The organism is Bacillus sp. CGMCC 1.60114 (assembly GCF_042676365.1).
In the GTDB taxonomy this organism is placed as follows: domain Bacteria; phylum Bacillota; class Bacilli; order Bacillales; family Bacillaceae_G; genus Bacillus_A; species Bacillus_A rhizoplanae_A.
This window is the reverse complement of the sequence record NZ_JBHTHG010000108.1, coordinates 229,992-247,645: the sequence shown is the minus strand read 5'-3', so window position 1 is coordinate 247,645 and position 17,654 is coordinate 229,992. Positions and strand designations below refer to the sequence as shown.

Genomic DNA, 17,654 nt, shown 5'->3' with positions numbered 1-17,654 from the left:
AATAGGAGATTTGCTCCTATTCTTTTTTATGAAAGGTGATCTTTTCATGTGGAAACGACAACTTATATATACAGAGCGAGGATCATTTGAACTATTTACAAAAGGAAACGGAGAACCTCTCTGTGTGACACACCTATATTCACAGTTTAACGAAACAGGAGACTACTTTGCCGATAGCTTTACATCATCACATCAAGTTATGGTAATTAACTTAAAAGATGCAGGTAATTCCGTAACTGCTTGTAAAGAAGAAGAGTTAAGTATGGAAGAAACCCTTGAAGATTTAGAAGCAATTCGAGAAGCCCTCCACATTTCATCATGGCATTTTGCAGGGCACTCTACTGGTGGCATGCTTGGACTGATGTACGCTATAAACTATCCGCAGTCATTACAATCTTTAGTAGTAGTTGGCGCTGCTGCCAGTGATTACACAAAAACAAAAGACTGCATTTATCATCCGGATCATCCGCAGTTTGTATATATGCAACAGCTCATTGAAGATCTGAAACTGCCGCATCTTACGAAAGAAGAAAGAAATGTCTTATCAACTAAACGCACAAAGTTATCTTTATATCATCCAGAGCAATATGAAACATACTTTTCAAAACCGATTCATAAGACAATGGCTACAAGCCGTATGAACTACTTTTCAAAAGAATTTCGTAGTTTTGATTTAAAAGAACAACTTCCTAGCATAACAACAAAAACGTTAATACTTTGTGGACGACATGATGTTCAATGTCCAATTGCATATTCATTACAAATACATGAAGAGATACAAAATTCCTCCTTCGTCTCTTTTGAACATAGCAATCATTATCCATTTTTAGAAGAGGAAGAGAAGTTTTCATCTGCTATTACAGACTTCTATCATTCTTTGAAGAAAGGAAGTAAACAAATATAACGCTCCCTCCCTTTTTCTTGTCGGAAAGCATGATCGTAATACAGGAATTGAAATGACGAAAGAGCTTGCTGTTCATATAAATAATGCTACTTTCACACTCTTTGAACATAGCGTCCATTTTCCAGACATTGAAGAAACAAAAACTTATGCGATGACCGTTAAGCAGTTTCTTCTGTAGATTTATGAAAAGGTTTGATCAAAAATACGGCCTATCCTATCGATTTTCTAAATATAAAGAGCCTGCTTTTAAAAAATTAATCCCAAAAGGCTCTTCAAATATTTCACTATGTCGCTTTTTATAAAGTAAAACTAATCATCAGGCTTTTACTGACAGTTGTCCCCCTACCTATCTGCTTCGCTTTTCTCTGAATCTTGAGGGGGGCTTACTATCCGTTAATGCAGGATAAAATAAAACTTCCGTAATTCACGCCACTATTTTTTCTACTAAATATGTATCCTCTTAATATTCCATATAAGCGAATCAATTCCTTTTGAAAAATGAGAAATCGGTTTTTCTTTAGAAAGCCCACTATGAAAAGGAGAAAAAAGTGTATTCATCCCGATTTCTGTCTCTATTTTTTGTAACGGCCAAGGACTGTGGTGAATTTCCCCGCAATAAATGTTACCTCTTTTATCAGCACTATATAAGCAATATCGCTCTGTGAGCCAATGATCTATCGTTCCTGTATTGGCAAAATTCACTTCTGGTGAAGGTATGAACGATCCATTAAATGCTATTTGAGTATTTATTTTACCTTTTCTGATACTTTGACAATGAATAGTTTTATCTTCATTTTGAAAAGAAATCTGTGCGGGATAATATGGCAAACGATACCATCTCTTCGCAATTGTGTAAGAAGCCCAGTTTTGGACGTCTAGAGACAAGAAATAGACACCCGGTTTACCATCATATTGAACGTATGTTCTTACATTGACTTCTGAAAATCTAGGGGTTATTGAAATAAATGGAAAATTACGAGGATAAATTCCCCCCATAACAAATGCAACAATTCCTAACCAAGCATAATGATCAAAGGTGTCCATTTGTAAGGGAGCAGGTATATGTGGACGGAGTGCTTCAGGTCGAATAGGCCAATGAAGAAAAAATACATTTCGCCATGTTTGTCGCATAATCCACTTTTTCGAAGATATTGGAAAGGGACGGTGAATGATATCATTTAATAAGTTCATGAAAATGACCTCCTTCTTACTAGCTGGTAGCACCTAAAGCCGTAGAAAATATATACCAAATAAAGTAGACGGATCTACGTTAAAAAATCAATATTGGCTATTGTACAATTTTGAAGATCTTTTTGTAGTCTTTCCGTTAAAGAAAACTTCAATCCGACTCCTCTTGTATTTCTTTTTCTTAATGTAGCTAAGGGTAATTTCATATCAAATGATAATTATTTCTTATTAGGTAATAATGGTAATAATGACTGTTTAATTTATACAATAGTGGAGAAGTGAATATGTCGAACATTCTTATTTATGTAGCGTTTGCAATGTTATCCATTGTATTTTTTCTATTATTATTCATACTTATTGGTTGGCGTTGGATTATAAAACTAATCGTCAAGAAGTTTGGAAAAATCATCTTAACCGATAGTTATCAAGAAAATATTATAGAATTGATGCCCGGTCTAAGACATATGGGTATCCAAAATATGCTAGAAAATAGTTTACGTGCAGAAACAGGTAGCGTCCTTCAGCGACCACTTGCTGGGTCTTCAAAAAAGTGGCCGCATTTGGATCCAATAACTTTTATTCCTGCTCAAACGACACCATTTCCAATTGATGGTGAAGAAGAAGTCGATGTAAAAATAACGATTGGGCCAAAAGCAAAAAAACCAATGGAAATTCAAATTCCCCTATTGATTAGCGGGATGGGCTATGGGGTAGGACTTAGTGAACAAGCAAGGCTTTCACTAGCAGAAGCAGCTAAAAATGCAGGAACAGCGATTAATTCTGGTGAAGGAGGAATCTTACCTGAAGAGTTAAGCGCAGCCGGGAAGTATATTTTACAGTTTTCGAGAACAGCATGGGCAAAGGAAAAAGAATTAATTAAGCGTGCTGACATGATTGAAATTAAACTCGGCCAAGGTGCATTAGCCGGGATGGGGCAGAAAATCCCACCTAAAGATTTAACAGGTCGCGCTCGCGAAGTGATGGGGCTTAAGGAAAATGAGGATGCCGTGATTTTTGAACATTTTTTTGAAAATCAAACATTAAAGGACATAAAAGAACTGGTTGGGGAACTAAGAAATTTATCTGGCGGTGTCCCCATTGGTGTGAAAATAGGAGCTGGTGGCAAGATTGAAGAAGATATTGATCATTTAATTGACCAAGGTGTTGATTTTATCGCAATTGACGGAGGACAAGCAGCGATGAAAGAGGCTCCACCTATTTTATGCGATGATTTTGGTATTCCAACATTACATGCGGTCGTTCGTGCTGTGAATCATTTAGAAAAAAGAAATAAGAAAGGAGAAATAAGTTTAATTGTTTCCGGAGGACTTTTAGTTCCTGGACACTTTTTAAAGGTGCTCGCACTCGGCGCTGATGCCGTATATCTTGGCTCTGCAATGTTATTTTCTCTCTCTCATACTCAATCCTTCAATGCACTTCCTTTTGAGCCGCCGACACAAACTGTTTGGTATAACGGAAAATTTAAGGATCAATTTAATGTCGAAGATGGAGTAAAATCTGCTGAAAAGTTTTTAACCGCAAGTATAGAAGAAATAAAAATGGCATTAAGAGCAATGGGAAAACGCTCCTTAAAAGAATTGTCCAAAAAAGATTTAGTATCATATGATGAGTTAACTGCGAAAATGGTTGGGATCCCGTTTTCATTTGAACCTTGGGAAGAAAAGCAAACACAGAAATGAGACAACAATAAAGAAATACTTTCATTGGTGGAGAGGTTCTTCCTCCCTCTCACTGATGGAAGTTTTCTTTTTTTCACACTTAAATCGAATCAGTTATCTTTGTATATTTTCATGAGAAATGAAAAAACTTAATAAAAAACGCTATCATTACACCATGTACGGCACTATATAAAGAAGGTGAACGCTACGAAAAGATTTCTAATTTTATATGCCCTATTTGCATTTATAACAGGCTATTCTACTAAACAGGCTTCCACTGAAAAACATGAAGAAGCTGAATTAACGAAAAACGTGAAATATTCATCGCCCCAAACCGAACCACCGCAGCCTTCAACTCCTCCAAAACAAGAAAAGGTTATTTTAGATGTACCGCTCATACCTCAAAAGCCCGAGCTGAAATTCGGCTGTGAAGTGACAAGCTTAGCGATGGTACTACAGCACGCCGGAGTAAAAATCGATAAAATGCAGTTAGCAAATCATATAAAAAAAGACAATGATCCGCCGTCTGTCAGCAAAGACGGGGATATTCTTCAATGGGGAAACCCTAAAGAAGGGTTCGTTGGAGATATAACAGGGAAAACGATGGGATTTGCTGTTTACGTTGAACCACTGCAACAATTAATGGAACATTATCTTCCAAATCGCACAGTAAATTTAACAGGAAAATCTTTCGATGATGTACTAGCTCAAGTCAATATGGGTAAACCTGTAGTAGTTTGGACAACAGGAGATTACAAACTTCCTGACAAATGGGCGTCTTGGAAACATGGAAACGAAAACATTACAGCTCCTCTAGATTTACACGCTGTTGTACTCGTAGGTTTTGAAAGTGGATACGTTTATGTTAATGATCCTTTAACTGAGAAAAAAGCACTGAAGGTAAACAAAGAAACATTTATTCAATCTTGGGATGCGTTAGGAAAGCAAGCTTTGTCGTATCGTTAACAAATACAAAAGGGATGTGCTCTTTAAAAGCACATTCCTTTTTTGTAACCTTTCCAGAAGCTCACAAAAAAGGAAAACGTATTCAATTTTCCGAATTCACTTTCATTCCCTTTCACTCTTTATTTCTACCTTAAATCTATATACAATGTATGGGATAGGACTCATAATTTTATATATAATCGTGGAAAGGATGAGAATTATAAATGTGGAACGAGTTTAAAAAGTTCGCTTTAAAAGGGAATGTTATCGATTTAGCTGTCGGGGTTATTATCGGTGCTGCGTTTGGAAAGATTGTTGATTCTTTAGTAAAGTACATTATGACACCTTTACTCGGAGTACTTCTTGGCGGCATTAACGTTAAAGACTTACACCAAAAAATAGGTAGCGTCAATTTGGAATATGGATTGTTCCTTCAAGCAGTAATAGACTTCTTCATCGTTTCATTCTCCATCTTCTTATTCATTAAACTATTCAATAAACTATCATTCAAAAAAGAAGAAGAGAAGAAAGAGGAAGTACCAACACCAACAAAAGAAGAAGTGCTTCTTACAGAAATTCGTGATTTATTAAAACAACAAAGTGCATCAAGAGACAATGCATAATGAAATAGACAAAGAGAGCAGATATAGATCTGCTCTCTTTTTTATCCCGCTACTTTTAGGCAGTAAGAGCCCGATTGGTGAGAGCTTACCAAAAGTAACGGGATGAAAAAAACCCCCACTGATGGAAGTTTCATTTTATAACGTTTCTGAGTTTGTATGAATAAACAAAATAATACCCGCGACAAGTAAAATAATAATGGCGCCTACAAATAATGTAATGGAAAAAAACACAAAGCTCTCATGTATTTGTTGTCCAGCGCTTTCCAAAAAAATCGAAGTAACGTATGTGATTAGGGCTATCCCTGCCAAAACACTACCGGGAATAAAGCGTTTCATGCCACTTTGCTTTAACGTCATATAAGCGAATATAGCCGTCACACAAAGCGTAATTCCCCAAAGAACTATCATTTCATCTCCCCCTCACATAGTTTTATCCCTCACTAATGGAAGTTTCACTTTATACTCATTATACATTAGAAATAGTAGTAAAGCGAAACTTCCCTCTAAAAACAAATGTTACAGTGACGATTGAACTCTTTCCAAAATAAAAAAAACTCGTGGTTATACTTCCACGAGTTTTCTTCTTATTACTTTGTTGAGTCTCTAAACTGAATACGGTGCGGTAAGATTACAGTATGATCTTCCACTGTTTCTTTGTTCATGTATTTTGTTAATAAACGCATTGCAACCGCTCCAATGTCATACATTGGCTGTACAACTGTTGATAGCTGCGGACGTACCATAATTGCAAGACGTGTATTGTCAAAACCAAGTACTTCTAAATCATTTGGCACATTTAAACCTTTATCTTGAGCTGCATGAATTACGCCTAATGCCATTTCATCAGAGGATACAAATACCGCTGTTGGCTTTTCAGCAAGTTCCCATAGCTTATCTAATGCTTCCATACCTGAATCGTATGTGTAATCACCGTCAACAACAAGCTCTTCGTCGTAAGCAATACCTGCTTCTTCTAATGCTTGTTTATATCCTTGTAATTTTTTTGCACTGCCTGCTTTATCAATATAAGGGCCTGATACGAAACCAATACGTGTATGACCTTGCTCTAAGAAATGCTTCATTGCATCATATGCTGCTTGTGTGTAATCAATATTTACCGATGGTGTAATGTTTTGCTCATCAAACGATGCCGCAAGTACGATTGGAACAGGAGATTTTTTAAATTCTTCTACATGAATATCTGTAATATCTTCTCCCATAAATACGATGCCGTCTACTTGCTTACCAAGCATTGTATTCAATAAATGAAACTCTTTCTCTTTGTTTTGGTCAGAGTTACTTAAAATAATATTATATTTGTACATTGTTGCGATATCCTCAATACCACGTGCAAGTTCTGCATAAAACGTGTTAGAGATATCTGGAATAATAACCCCGACTGTTGTTGTTTTCTTACTTGCTAGTCCGCGTGCTACTGCATTAGGACGGTAGCCAAGTTGCTCAATTGCTTCTAGTACTTTCTTTCTTGTTGTCGGTTTTACATTTGGATTGCCGTTCACAACACGTGACACTGTTGCCATTGAGACATTTGCTTCACGCGCTACATCATATATTGTTACGTTCATCTTTTCACACACTCCTTTATAAAATTTATCTATATATTATGTATCGGTTAACTTGAATGAAAAAAAGACATCCACTCTATACTTGAAGATGCCACTCCCGAGCCCTTTTACTAATGATACGATACAAATAAGGATTGAGACAATATTTTCCCGAAAAAGTTTCGAAAAAATTCGTTCCTTTTCTTATATTTTCATATTTTAAATAGAAAAATACTCATTTTCCAGAAAAAAATCTATGGAGCATTCAGCTACATAGATTTTGAAGCCATTCTCTCGCTATTTATATGCAATTATCCCCCACCATCTCAAAGAAGATTGGTGAAGGATAACTGCTGGTATGCACCCAATTAGTAAAAGTTCCCTCTCAGCGAGGGATAAAGCCCCCCACTAATGGAAGTTTCACTTTATTATCTCATACGAAATGCTTTTAATTCGTTCATAAATGCATTAAATTCCGGGATATCCATTTGCTGCGCTGAATCAGAAAGTGCTACAGCCGGGTCCGGATGCACTTCTGCCATAACTGCATCTGCACCGATTGCCATCGCTGCTTTTGCAGTTGGCAACAATAAATCACGGCGTCCTGTTGAATGAGTTACATCAACAACAACCGGTAAGTGCGTTTCTTTCTTTAAAATTGGTACAGCAGAAATATCTAATGTATTTCGCGTTGCCTTCTCGTACGTACGAATGCCGCGCTCACATAAAATAATATCGCCGTTCCCTTGTGCAATAATATATTCTGCCGCATACATAAACTCTTCAATCGTTGCGGATAATCCTCGTTTCAATAATACCGGCTTCTTAACAGAACCAGCTGCTTTTAACAGCTCAAAGTTTTGCATATTGCGCGCACCAATTTGAATTACATCTACGTAATCAAGCGCCATTTCAATGTCATTTGGATTTAAAATTTCACTAATTACAGCTAAATCATACTCATCTGCTACTTGGCGTAAAATTTTCAGCCCTTCAATACCAAGACCTTGGAAATCATATGGTGATGTACGCGGCTTAAATGCACCACCGCGCATAAGCTTTAATCCTTGTTCTTTCATTGCTTCCGCTACTTGACGAACTTGCTCGTAGCTCTCAACTGCACATGGTCCCATAATAAAATGAGCATTGCCATCACCGATTTTTTCACCTTTAATATCGACAATTGTATCATCCGACTTTTTCTTACGAGATACGAGAAGTGCTTTACGATGATCATCTTCTTGCAGTTCTAAACCTGTTTTAAAAATTTGTTTAAACAAATGTTGAAGCGTTGATGTTTCAAATGGCCCATCATTATTTTCTGCAATTAAATCAAGCATTTTGCGCTCGCGTACTGGATCAAAACGTTTCACGCCTTGTACTTCTTTTAATTTACCAACTTCTTGTACAAGACGACCGCGCTCATTTAACAATTTTAAAATTTGTAAATTCTTTTCATCAATTTGAGAACGTAAACGATCTAACTCTTGTGATGCCATAGTAACGCCACCTCTTTCAAAATTTATATGTATACTAATCAAAAGTATAATTATTGTTAATAAGATAACTTATTATATATGATACATATGCGGATGTCACTTCATACACTTTGCATTAGACTGCGTATGGAATCGTTATTTTTTCTTAATTTAATCGTAAAACGCACAGCGCGTCAATAATATTTTCAAAAAATTAAAAAAGCAAGCGTATTTGCTTGCTTTTCCTTATTTAATATTCTCTTGTAAAGCCTGCTTTGTAATGTTCCAATGTGATGCATGCCATATCACTTTACCATCTTTTATGTATAATACTTGCGGTGATTCATGTCTAATTTCAAAATACTGGGCAATCCTATTTGAAACAGGACGCGCATCTTGTACGTATAAATAATATGCTGGCACAGCTTGCTCTTCAATGCGATACTCTTGAAATGCTGTAAAAGCACCGTGGCTAATTGGACATGTTGTACTATGTTTAAACAAGATATACGGCTCTTTACTTGTTGTTAATTCTTCAAATTGCTCCATTGTTTCAATCTTCGTCATGCTCATATTATTCGCCTCTCATTCGAACCGGAAGTCGTGGTAATTTCTTTTCCTTCTTCGTTTTTTTCTCTGACTTTTCAAGCTGCTCTACTGTATCCTCTTTCTTTTTTGCACGGAAGCGGTTGTACACATCAATGACCGCATTACTCCATTGCACCACTTGTGCTACTTTATCAGCATTGTTCTCTACTTGATCTGCAACAGAATCAGAAACGCCGCGTAATCTTGTGTTTAAAGAATGAATCGTCGTTCCGATTCCCTCTACACCTTCCACAACTTTATTTAACGACTGGGATTTCTGTTGAATATCTTCTGCTAATGCATTTGTTTTATGAAGAAGCTGCTCTGTCTCCACTGTAATCCCCTGCATTTGTTTTTCAAGACCTTCCATCGTACTTGCTACATTTTCTAATGTTTTTTGTACAGATACTAATGTTTTACATACATACACAACTAAGACTGCAAACGCAATTGCGATAATGGCTACACTGACGTATAAAAGAATTTGCATACAAATCACTCCTTTATCTTTTTATGCTTTTTTTCTATTATACAATCATTTTCCGTTTCATTCTAATTGTTCCATATTTAGTGTTAATTTTCATATTTGTTTGGCAACTGCAACATAAATTATTAAACAAATTCGGACAAGTAGGTTACAATAAGAAAGGATACATATATAAGGGAGGCTTTACATATGAAAGACCCACGTATTGAAACATTAGCAAAAAATTTAATTAATTACTCTATTCGTTTACAAAAAGGCGAAAAAGTATTAATCGAAAACTTCGGCTTACAAAAAGAGCTTGTAACAGCACTTGTAAAAGCTGCATATGAAGCTGGTGGTTATCCATTCGTACTATTAAAAGATCATCAAGTGGACCGCTCTTTAATGATGGGCGCAACTGAAGAACACTTCGAGCAAATCGCTGCGTATGAAGCAAGTGTAATGAAAGATATGGATGCTTATATCGGCCTTCGCTCTGGAGATAACGTAAATGAACAAGCTGACGTTCCAAGTGAGCGTATGAGAGTTTATGGCAATACAGTAGGTAAAAAAGTACATAGAGATATTCGTGTTCCAAAAACAAGATGGGTTGTACTTCGCTATCCAAACGCTTCTATGGCACAGCTTGCTAAAATGAGCACAGAAGGATTTGAAGACTTCTACTTTGATGTATGTAACTTAGACTACGCTAAAATGGATAAAGCGATGGACAAACTTGTTGAGTTAATGAACAAAACAGACAAAGTACGTCTTGTTGGTCCTGGAACTGACTTAACATTCTCAATTAAAGATATTCCAGCTGTTAAATGTGCTGGTCACTTAAATATTCCAGACGGCGAAGTATACTCTGCGCCTGTTCGCGATTCTGTTAACGGTACAGTTTCTTACAACACACCATCTCCGTACAACGGTTACATGTTCGAAAATGTAAAACTTACATTTAAAGACGGTAAAATCGTTGAAGCAACTGCAAACGATACAGAACGCATTAACAAAATTTTTGATACAGATGAAGGCGCACGCTACGTTGGTGAATTCGCAATTGGCGTAAACCCATACATTTTACACCCAATGGGCGATATTCTATTCGATGAGAAAATCGACGGCAGCTTCCACTTCACACCTGGACAAGCATACGACGATGCATGGAATGGCAACAACTCTAACATTCACTGGGATTTAGTATGCATCCAACGCCCTGAATACGGCGGCGGAGAAATTTATTTCGACGATGTATTAATCCGTCAAGATGGCCGCTTCGTTGTACCTGAATTAGAAGCGTTAAATCCAGAGAACTTAAAATAAAAACAAAAGTGAGTACAGATTGTTTGTGCTCACTTTTGTTTTTATTTTTTCACATAAGGTTCGTTAGCGGAAATTATGTGTATTATAAAGGTACTCATTTTCCCTAATAGAGGATTACTTCTTATACAAATAAAGACCATAATCTTGCATAACGGAAGCGTGACCTTGTTGTCGTAACATAGCTGCGATATTACCGCGGTGATAAGATCCATGAGTAACAACGTGTAGTATAGATTCAGAAATAGAAGTTGTAAGTAAACCAGCATATGGATTATCAACTACAATCACTTTTTCCATATCTTCCTGAGCACTCAGAAAGGCTTTATACCTCTTCGATAAATCGAAAAAGCTGCTCTCCATTTCCTCGATACTCTTTGACTCTGTTTGCTCTATTAATTGATTTACTAATTCAAATGCTTCATTCATACTTTTACCAGAAATCACATCTAACCATAAGTGATCGGTGAGATAGATATGAGATAACGCTTTTGATATAGAAGGAAAAATACTTTGCATTTCCTTGGTGTAAATATCCTGAGACAGTTCTTTTAATCGGCCAATCATTTTTTGGTTCGCCCATACATGGTAGTCATACATTTCTAATGTGGGATTTATCATATTTCACATCTCCCTTTTCCCTACATTCCACCAAAACACAAAATATATAGGAAATGATTATAGTAACCGTACTTATCCATATTATACCACTAATTATCGGTAAATTCAGAAAAAGGAAGAAGCGTCTCTCTATACGCTTCTTCCTTTTTTCTATGTTTCTATCATACCTTTCGAGAGGACTCCCACCTCTAAACATATGTGAAGGTGGTGAGGTGAATCGAAAAAAATATTTTATGTTCAAAAAATAACAGAAACATACGTTCTTGTTTTGGTATAATATCCTTAACAAGGAGGTGAAAAATGACAATGGAAAATCAAACAAATTATAAAACTCTTCAGATTTGGATTAAAAAAGGGCATCGTATGTATTCTTATTTTCAAGAATCTTGCCAAAATGCTAAGAATATGTACAACACGACAAATTTTTATATACGACAAGTGTATACAGGTTTGACACAAGATAAGGAGTTGCAACCTTTACAAAAAGAAGTTTTGGATATAATTTCTAAAAATATTGAGAAGATGAATGATACACAACTTCTTGCCTATCAAAAGAAATTGGAAAAAGAGAAAACAAAACCAAAAGAAAAACAAAAAGAAGTGAAATGTAATTTGTTTTCAGAACCAACTACAGAAAAAACTTATGTAGATTATAATTTTCTGGATGCATTATTTAAAGCCATGATTCAGAATGATTATCGTGCTTTACCTACACAATCTAGTCAATCAATCATGAAAAATGTATTCCAAAATTGGAAGTCTTTTTTTGCTAGTTTAAAAGATTATAAAAAGAATCCAAATAAATATACTGGAAGACCTAGAATTCCAAAATATATTCGTTCTTCTGAAAAAGAGATTCTGTATACAAATCAAGATTGTGTCATTAAAAATGATAAATTTTTAAAGTTTCCAAAGACAAAATTGCAATTAAACATTGGGAAATTAGGGTTTACTGAAGGTAAGCTGAAACAAGTTCGTGTCATTCCCAAATACAATGAATATGTAGTGGAATTGGTGATAGATGTTCCTTCAGAACAACAATCCGTTGAAGAGAATGGTCGTTATATGAGTATTGATTTAGGTATTGATAACCTTGCAACCATCGTAACAAACACAGGTATAAAGCCTGTACTTGTTAAGGGCAAACATGTCAAAAGCATAAATCAATATTACAACAAAATGAAGAGTCACTTTACAAGTGTTCTAAGGCAAGGTAAACAAACAAATGAAGGACCTTTTACTTCAAAAAGAATAGAAAAACTTCATCAAAAACGTTATCTGAAAATAAAAGACATCTTCCATAAAGCTAGTCATCATATTGTAAAACTAGCTCAAGAAGAGGAAGTTTGCAAAATCGTTATTGGTCAAAACAAAAGTTGGAAGCAAGAAACGAATATGGGAAAGAAAAATAACCAAACGTTTTGCCATATCTCGTATAGTGTATTGATTCAAATGATTACATACAAAGCAAATGCAGTAGGCATTCAAGTTATTGTAACCGAGGAATCTTACACATCAAAAGCAAGTTTTCTAGATCATGACTTTATTCCAACGTATGGAACAAATGACCAAAATGCAACGTTTTCAGGAAAACGAATGAAGCGTGGTATGTATCGTTCTGCAAAAGGAATCGAAATCAACGCAGACGTAAATGCTGCGGCTAATATTTTACGAAAAGTAGTCCCGAATGCATGGACAAACGGGATAGAGGGGTTAAGCGTGAAGCAGCTCGCTAGTGTGTTAACTCCACTGACGTTAATCGTCCGTTAGGTCGAAACGTTAGAAACCCCCACTTCAAGCTTTGCTAAGTGGGGGAGTATTCATTTTTTGCAAAAGCTAGATGTCATTTACTAATCGTAGCATTCTCTATCTGTAAATAATCAGTACTTTCCACTTCGTCTTCGTCATTCAAATCGACAACAGGTAAAGCAGTATGAACCGCCCAGTAATAGCTAATCAAGGAAACAATACTAACCGCTATCAAGTCTGTTGAATAGGTTAAATACCCCTTTCCTTCCCCAAACATACCGAAGTACGACACAACCATTATGGCAATGTAGTAAAAAACGAGCCATAATGATGATTTGATTTGCTGCGCAAAAGATACTTGTGAAGTTGGTGCCCATTTTTTGCAACATAGATAGATTACAAACATAATAACTTGTGAAGATAATAACCAAGAAAGTGTTTGCCAACCAGACCAATAGACAATTAATGATGCAATGACAAATGAAAGTGGTCCAATGATTGACATTCCTTTTACTAAAAATGGACGATTTAGCTCTGGAGTCCGTTTTCTAAGTGCCGCCGCTGTAATTGGTGCAAGGGCATAACTTAACACAAGCGCTGCAGAAACAACATTAATTAACGCTTCCCATGAAGGAAATGGCAATGTCCAGAAAACAGAAAGGACAAATGTAAGCCAAAGTGCAGGTCTTGGTATGCCTGATTTTGCATCAACTTTAGAAAATACTTTAAATAAGGTTCCGCTTTGAGCCCAGCCATATACAACACGAGGGGTAGCGGACATATAAATATTCCCTGTTCCACTCGGTGATATAATTGCATCGGAAACAATAAAATAAACCATCCACCCCAGTCCTAACAGAACGGAAATATCTTTAAATGGTAAACTAAATTCATGACTAATTCCCGCCCATCCTTGGCTAAGCATTTCAGTTGGAATACTTCCAATAAAAGCAACTTGTAAAAGAACATAAACAATCAATGAAGAGATTACAGACAAAATAAGAGCAATTGGTATCGTTCTTTGTGGATTTTTCACTTCGCTTGCTACCGATACAATAGGTGTAAGTCCTAAATAAGCAAAAATAACACCGCCGGCAGAGATGGCTGCTTGTACACCAGAGAATCCAAACGGCGCGAAACCAGCACTTGAAAAATTATCACCATGTAAATGCATTAACAATACAATAATTGTTAATGCCGGTACAAAAAATTTAAAAATAGTTATGATTAAATTCGATTTAGCAAATGTTTTTACACTCCAATAATTTAACAAAAAGAAAATGACGAGCAGCCCAAATTGCATAAGCCATCCACTTACAGTCGGCAAAGTAGAATTTTCTTTCGTCAGACTCGGCCACCAAGCAGCTGCATATTGCCTAGCTGCTTCTACTTCAATTGCTATTAAACTTGAAAATGCAATAAGGGTAATAAACCCTAATAAATATCCAAGTATAGGACCATGTGAATAAGCAGGATAGCGTACAATTCCTCCAGCCCTTGGAAGTGATGCCCCAAGTTCACAGTATACAAGTCCTAATAAAAAAATAGCGATTCCACCAATTACCCATGAAATAATTCCCGCTGGACCTGCTATTCCTGAAACATGGCTAGCAGCAAACAGCCATCCTGATCCAAACATAGATCCAAAACCGATAAAAGCTAAATCTACTAAGGATATTTCTCTTTTAAACTTGCCTTTGTTTGCCATACTTTAATCTCTCCCCTTTCGATCTTTTTCTTAATATTCAGTTTTTTCACAAAGAGACTATTGCTATTTTTCTAGAAGAACACTATAAATAGAGAAAAACCTCCCCCTGAAATCCTACTACTATAAGGAACGCTAAAGATAGAACATTCCGTTGTTCTTATACATCAAGCCTTCAAGCAATAACGAATTTCAAAAATTACTACTAGTTGAAGGCTTATCTGATGTAAACGCTTTAATTTTTAGGGATTCCAATAACCTTTCAAAATTAATTGAAAAAACGAACAGCCCGATTGGTGAGAGCTTTCCGTCAGTGGGGAATGAGGCCCCCCCACTGACGGAAGTTTCACTTTATTTCAAATTTACCCAAATACTCTTCACTTCTGTGTAGTTGTCGAGTGCATAAGAGCCCATTTCGCGCCCATTTCCTGATTGTTTATAACCACCAAATGGAGCTGCTGCGTCTTCTAAGTTATAATCGTTAATCCAGACTGTTCCGGCCTTTAAGCGATTCGCCACTTTGTGTGCCGTTTTAATGTTTTCTGTCCATACGCCTGCAGCGAGTCCAAATGGCGTATTATTTGCTCTTTCGATAACTTCTTCAACTGTATCGAACGGCAGAACTGCAACTACTGGACCAAATATTTCTTCTTTTGCGATTGTCATATCATCTGTAACATCTGCGAAAATGGTTGGCTGAACGAAGTATCCTTTTTCAAATGCCTTCTCGCCGCCAGCTGCAATTCTTGCTCCTTCCGCTTTTCCTTTTTCAATATACCGTAACACACGTTCTTGTTGCTTTTTGGAAACAAGAGGTCCCATTTCAGTTCCTTTTTCCATTCCTGCACCGAGTTTTACATTGTTTGCTAGTTTCGCTAGTTCTTCTACGACTTTTTCATAGTGCTTTCTATGAACGAACACACGAGATCCTGCACTGCAGTTTTGACCATGGTTATACATGATACCATTGAAAGCACCAGTAATCGCCTCATCTATATTCGCATCTTCTAAAATAATATTTGGTGATTTGCCTCCAAGCTCTAACGTCACATGTTTAATCGTTTCAGCTGCCTGACGCATAATATACTTGCCAGTGTCTGTGGAACCTGTAAAGGCTACTTTTTCGATATCATGATGATTCACAATCGCTGCCCCTGCTGTTTGGCCAAATCCAGGAACAAAATTCACGACGCCGTCTGGGAAGCCAGCTTCTTTAAAAAGCTGTGCTGTATATAGGAGGGATAACGGCGTTTGCTCAGCAGGTTTTAATACGATTGTACATCCTGTCGCAAGTGCTGCACCCATTTTCCACGCAGCCATGACTAATGGATAGTTCCACGGAATAATTTGGCCGACAACACCAATTGGTTCATGACGTGTATAGTTTAAATAGTCCTTTGAAATCGGAGTCGTCTGACCAAGAATCTTCGTTGCCCAGCCAGCATAATAACGGTAATGTTCCACTGTTGCTGGAATATCGTCTTCTAATGCTACTTGATACGACTTTCCGTTATCTAGTGCTTCCAACTGGGCTAATTCTTCCTTATGTTCATCAATTAAATCAGCCAGCTTGTAAATTAAGTGCGCTCTTTCAGCTGCACTAAGTTCAGGCCATAATCCTTTTTCAAATGCACGGCGTGCAGCCTTCACCGCTAAATCAACATCTTCCTCCCCTGCTTCACTTACGAAAGCAAGAACTTCTTCTGTCGCTGGGTTATACGTTTCAAACTTTTTACCGCTTATAGCTGGTACAAAGTTTCCATCGATAAAAAGTTCAATCTTTCCTTCTAAAAAAGCTTTCACTCTCGGCTTTAATTCTATTTGTGCTGTTAACATGTTCCGCTCCCCTTTTCATTTTTCTATTCGGTACATAGCTATACGTTTTTACACATGTGAAACGGCAGTTAAAGTAGCTAAAATATCTTTCAGCTTTCGATCTTCCTCAGGCGTCAATCCTAAACGAGGATAACGAGAAGGACCTCCTGCCTGTCCATTTAATTCCATTGCACGTTTAACAATTTGCACATATTTTCCTGACCCTTCAAGGAATGTACAAAGCGGTAATATGCTGTCATTAATTGCCCAAGCTTCTTTTAACTCGCCTTTTTGGAAATGATTAAACATTTGCGTAACAAGTTTTGGCACAATATTCCCTGCGACAGAAATCCAGCCTGTTGCCCCGACTAAATAAGACTCCATAACTAAATCTTCTGAACCGCAGAAAATTTCAATATCCCCTTTGCCATGTCTAACAAGATCTCTTGCTTTACGAATATCCCCACTTGATTCTTTAATGTGAGTAACCCTTTCACATTCTTTTCCAATTCGCAACATCAGCTCTGTACTCATATCAACGCCAGATGTAAAAGGATTGTTGTACAACATAATAGGTACATTCACTGCATTTGACACTTCTTTAAAGTGGAAATAAATTTCTTCCTCTTTCGGTTTACAATAATAAGAATTAATGATCAGCGCACAATCTGCACCATGTGCTTCCGCCTGTTTCGTGTATTCAATTGTTTCTTTTGTCGTTTCAGCAGCTGTTCCCACAATAACAGGAATACGGCCGTTGACTTCCTTTAATACAGTTTCAACCATCTGGAATTTTTCTTCTTTTGATAAGCTCACGAACTCTCCAGTACTGCCGTTGATTACAATACCTGCAACTCCTTGATCTACGAAGTAGTTCACATTATTTTTCACACCGCCCCAATCAATCTCCTGCGCCTCATTCATTGAAGTAATTAATACTGGATAAGCTCCTCTAATTGTTGTCATTTCTATTTCCCCCTTAATATTTTTTTAGTTTTTTTGCTA

General features: G+C 36.7%; 16 protein-coding genes. 6 read left to right on the top strand and 10 right to left on the bottom strand.

All coding sequences use genetic code 11. From position 1 onward, the window contains the following. Window positions 1-46: 46 nt before the first annotated feature. Complete coding sequence (locus ACFQZ1_RS17605) at window positions 47-904, top strand: alpha/beta fold hydrolase (RefSeq protein ID WP_377883493.1); 858 nt, start codon at window positions 47-49, stop codon at window positions 902-904. A 444-nt stretch (window positions 905-1,348) separates the two neighbouring features. On the opposite strand, the gene ACFQZ1_RS17600 is transcribed toward ACFQZ1_RS17605, so the two are convergent. Continuing rightward, entirely contained in the window at window positions 1,349-2,095 is a 747-nt protein-coding gene (locus ACFQZ1_RS17600; RefSeq protein WP_377883492.1) for a YqjF family protein, read from the bottom strand. Window positions 2,096-2,376: 281 nt separating this feature from the next. On the opposite strand from ACFQZ1_RS17600, the gene ACFQZ1_RS17595 reads away from it, so the two are divergent. The 3 genes from ACFQZ1_RS17595 (at window position 2,377) to mscL (ending at window position 5,339) form a co-directional block, all read left to right on the top strand. Then, entirely contained in the window at window positions 2,377-3,792 is a 1,416-nt protein-coding gene (locus ACFQZ1_RS17595; protein WP_377883491.1) for an FMN-binding glutamate synthase family protein, read from the top strand. Between the two features lie 177 nt (window positions 3,793-3,969). Next, window positions 3,970-4,737: a C39 family peptidase gene (locus tag ACFQZ1_RS17590; protein ID WP_377883490.1), complete on the top strand. Its 768-nt coding sequence runs from the start codon at window positions 3,970-3,972 to the stop codon at window positions 4,735-4,737. A 203-nt stretch (window positions 4,738-4,940) separates the two neighbouring features. Continuing rightward, on the top strand, window positions 4,941-5,339 hold the full coding sequence (gene mscL / locus ACFQZ1_RS17585) for a large conductance mechanosensitive channel protein MscL (RefSeq protein WP_377883489.1): 399 nt from the start codon (window positions 4,941-4,943) through the stop codon (window positions 5,337-5,339). A gap of 135 nt (window positions 5,340-5,474) precedes the next feature. On the opposite strand, the gene ACFQZ1_RS17580 is transcribed toward mscL, so the two are convergent. From ACFQZ1_RS17580 to ACFQZ1_RS17560, 5 genes are all read right to left on the bottom strand, one after another. After that, a complete protein-coding gene (locus ACFQZ1_RS17580; RefSeq protein ID WP_377883488.1) occupies window positions 5,475-5,747 on the bottom strand; it encodes a DUF3917 domain-containing protein in 273 nt (90 codons plus the stop codon). A gap of 179 nt (window positions 5,748-5,926) precedes the next feature. After that, window positions 5,927-6,925 (bottom strand): catabolite control protein A, encoded by a 999-nt coding sequence (gene ccpA / locus ACFQZ1_RS17575; protein WP_377883487.1) that lies wholly within the window; start codon window positions 6,923-6,925, stop codon window positions 5,927-5,929. Window positions 6,926-7,332: 407 nt separating this feature from the next. After that, window positions 7,333-8,403: a bifunctional 3-deoxy-7-phosphoheptulonate synthase/chorismate mutase gene (locus tag ACFQZ1_RS17570; RefSeq protein ID WP_377883486.1), complete on the bottom strand. Its 1,071-nt coding sequence runs from the start codon at window positions 8,401-8,403 to the stop codon at window positions 7,333-7,335. 225 nt (window positions 8,404-8,628) lie between these two features. Further along, on the bottom strand, window positions 8,629-8,955 hold the full coding sequence (gene ytxJ / locus ACFQZ1_RS17565) for a bacillithiol system redox-active protein YtxJ (RefSeq protein ID WP_377883485.1): 327 nt from the start codon (window positions 8,953-8,955) through the stop codon (window positions 8,629-8,631). Window position 8,956: 1 nt separating this feature from the next. After that, the gene (locus tag ACFQZ1_RS17560; protein WP_377883484.1) at window positions 8,957-9,460 is read right to left on the bottom strand and encodes a DUF948 domain-containing protein; all 504 of its coding nucleotides are present in this window, start codon (window positions 9,458-9,460) and stop codon (window positions 8,957-8,959) included. Window positions 9,461-9,646: 186 nt separating this feature from the next. Between ACFQZ1_RS17560 and ACFQZ1_RS17555 the strand changes: the two genes are divergently transcribed. Further along, window positions 9,647-10,762, top strand: coding sequence for an aminopeptidase (locus tag ACFQZ1_RS17555; RefSeq protein WP_377883483.1), 1,116 nt, complete (start codon window positions 9,647-9,649; stop codon window positions 10,760-10,762). Window positions 10,763-10,876: 114 nt separating this feature from the next. Here the strand turns inward: ACFQZ1_RS17555 and ACFQZ1_RS17550 are convergent, their stop codons facing one another. Next, window positions 10,877-11,380 carry a DinB family protein gene (locus ACFQZ1_RS17550; protein ID WP_377883482.1) on the bottom strand — a complete coding sequence of 168 codons (504 nt, stop codon included), beginning with the start codon at window positions 11,378-11,380 and terminating at the stop codon, window positions 10,877-10,879. 300 nt (window positions 11,381-11,680) lie between these two features. On the opposite strand from ACFQZ1_RS17550, the gene ACFQZ1_RS17545 reads away from it, so the two are divergent. After that, window positions 11,681-13,150: an RNA-guided endonuclease InsQ/TnpB family protein gene (locus tag ACFQZ1_RS17545; RefSeq protein ID WP_377883481.1), complete on the top strand. Its 1,470-nt coding sequence runs from the start codon at window positions 11,681-11,683 to the stop codon at window positions 13,148-13,150. A 73-nt stretch (window positions 13,151-13,223) separates the two neighbouring features. On the opposite strand, the gene ACFQZ1_RS17540 is transcribed toward ACFQZ1_RS17545, so the two are convergent. From ACFQZ1_RS17540 to dapA, 3 genes are all read right to left on the bottom strand, one after another. Further along, window positions 13,224-14,837 (bottom strand): APC family permease, encoded by a 1,614-nt coding sequence (locus tag ACFQZ1_RS17540; RefSeq protein ID WP_377883480.1) that lies wholly within the window; start codon window positions 14,835-14,837, stop codon window positions 13,224-13,226. Window positions 14,838-15,185: 348 nt separating this feature from the next. Further along, window positions 15,186-16,670 carry an aldehyde dehydrogenase family protein gene (locus tag ACFQZ1_RS17535; protein WP_377883479.1) on the bottom strand — a complete coding sequence of 495 codons (1,485 nt, stop codon included), beginning with the start codon at window positions 16,668-16,670 and terminating at the stop codon, window positions 15,186-15,188. A gap of 48 nt (window positions 16,671-16,718) precedes the next feature. Then, complete coding sequence (dapA, locus tag ACFQZ1_RS17530) at window positions 16,719-17,615, bottom strand: 4-hydroxy-tetrahydrodipicolinate synthase (protein ID WP_377883478.1); 897 nt, start codon at window positions 17,613-17,615, stop codon at window positions 16,719-16,721. Window positions 17,616-17,654: the final 39 nt, after the last annotated feature.

Excerpts from the sequence above, each read along its gene's own strand:
- ACFQZ1_RS17595 (WP_377883491.1), top strand. The coding sequence starts at position 2,377 with ATGTCGAACATTCTTATTTATGTAGCGTTTGCAATGTTATCCATTGTA.
- ACFQZ1_RS17600 (WP_377883492.1), bottom strand. The coding sequence starts at position 2,095 with ATGAACTTATTAAATGATATCATTCACCGTCCCTTTCCAATATCTTCG.
- ACFQZ1_RS17535 (WP_377883479.1), bottom strand. The coding sequence starts at position 16,670 with ATGTTAACAGCACAAATAGAATTAAAGCCGAGAGTGAAAGCTTTTTTA.
- ACFQZ1_RS17540 (WP_377883480.1), bottom strand. The coding sequence starts at position 14,837 with ATGGCAAACAAAGGCAAGTTTAAAAGAGAAATATCCTTAGTAGATTTA.
- ACFQZ1_RS17605 (WP_377883493.1), top strand. The coding sequence starts at position 47 with ATGTGGAAACGACAACTTATATATACAGAGCGAGGATCATTTGAACTA.
- ACFQZ1_RS17560 (WP_377883484.1), bottom strand. The coding sequence starts at position 9,460 with ATGCAAATTCTTTTATACGTCAGTGTAGCCATTATCGCAATTGCGTTT.
- ACFQZ1_RS17555 (WP_377883483.1), top strand. The coding sequence starts at position 9,647 with ATGAAAGACCCACGTATTGAAACATTAGCAAAAAATTTAATTAATTAC.
- ccpA (WP_377883487.1), bottom strand. The coding sequence starts at position 6,925 with ATGAACGTAACAATATATGATGTAGCGCGTGAAGCAAATGTCTCAATG.
- ACFQZ1_RS17550 (WP_377883482.1), bottom strand. The coding sequence starts at position 11,380 with ATGATAAATCCCACATTAGAAATGTATGACTACCATGTATGGGCGAAC.
- ytxJ (WP_377883485.1), bottom strand. The coding sequence starts at position 8,955 with ATGAGCATGACGAAGATTGAAACAATGGAGCAATTTGAAGAATTAACA.
- mscL (WP_377883489.1), top strand. The coding sequence starts at position 4,941 with ATGTGGAACGAGTTTAAAAAGTTCGCTTTAAAAGGGAATGTTATCGAT.
- ACFQZ1_RS17570 (WP_377883486.1), bottom strand. The coding sequence starts at position 8,403 with ATGGCATCACAAGAGTTAGATCGTTTACGTTCTCAAATTGATGAAAAG.
- ACFQZ1_RS17545 (WP_377883481.1), top strand. The coding sequence starts at position 11,681 with ATGACAATGGAAAATCAAACAAATTATAAAACTCTTCAGATTTGGATT.
- dapA (WP_377883478.1), bottom strand. The coding sequence starts at position 17,615 with ATGACAACAATTAGAGGAGCTTATCCAGTATTAATTACTTCAATGAAT.
- ACFQZ1_RS17580 (WP_377883488.1), bottom strand. The coding sequence starts at position 5,747 with ATGATAGTTCTTTGGGGAATTACGCTTTGTGTGACGGCTATATTCGCT.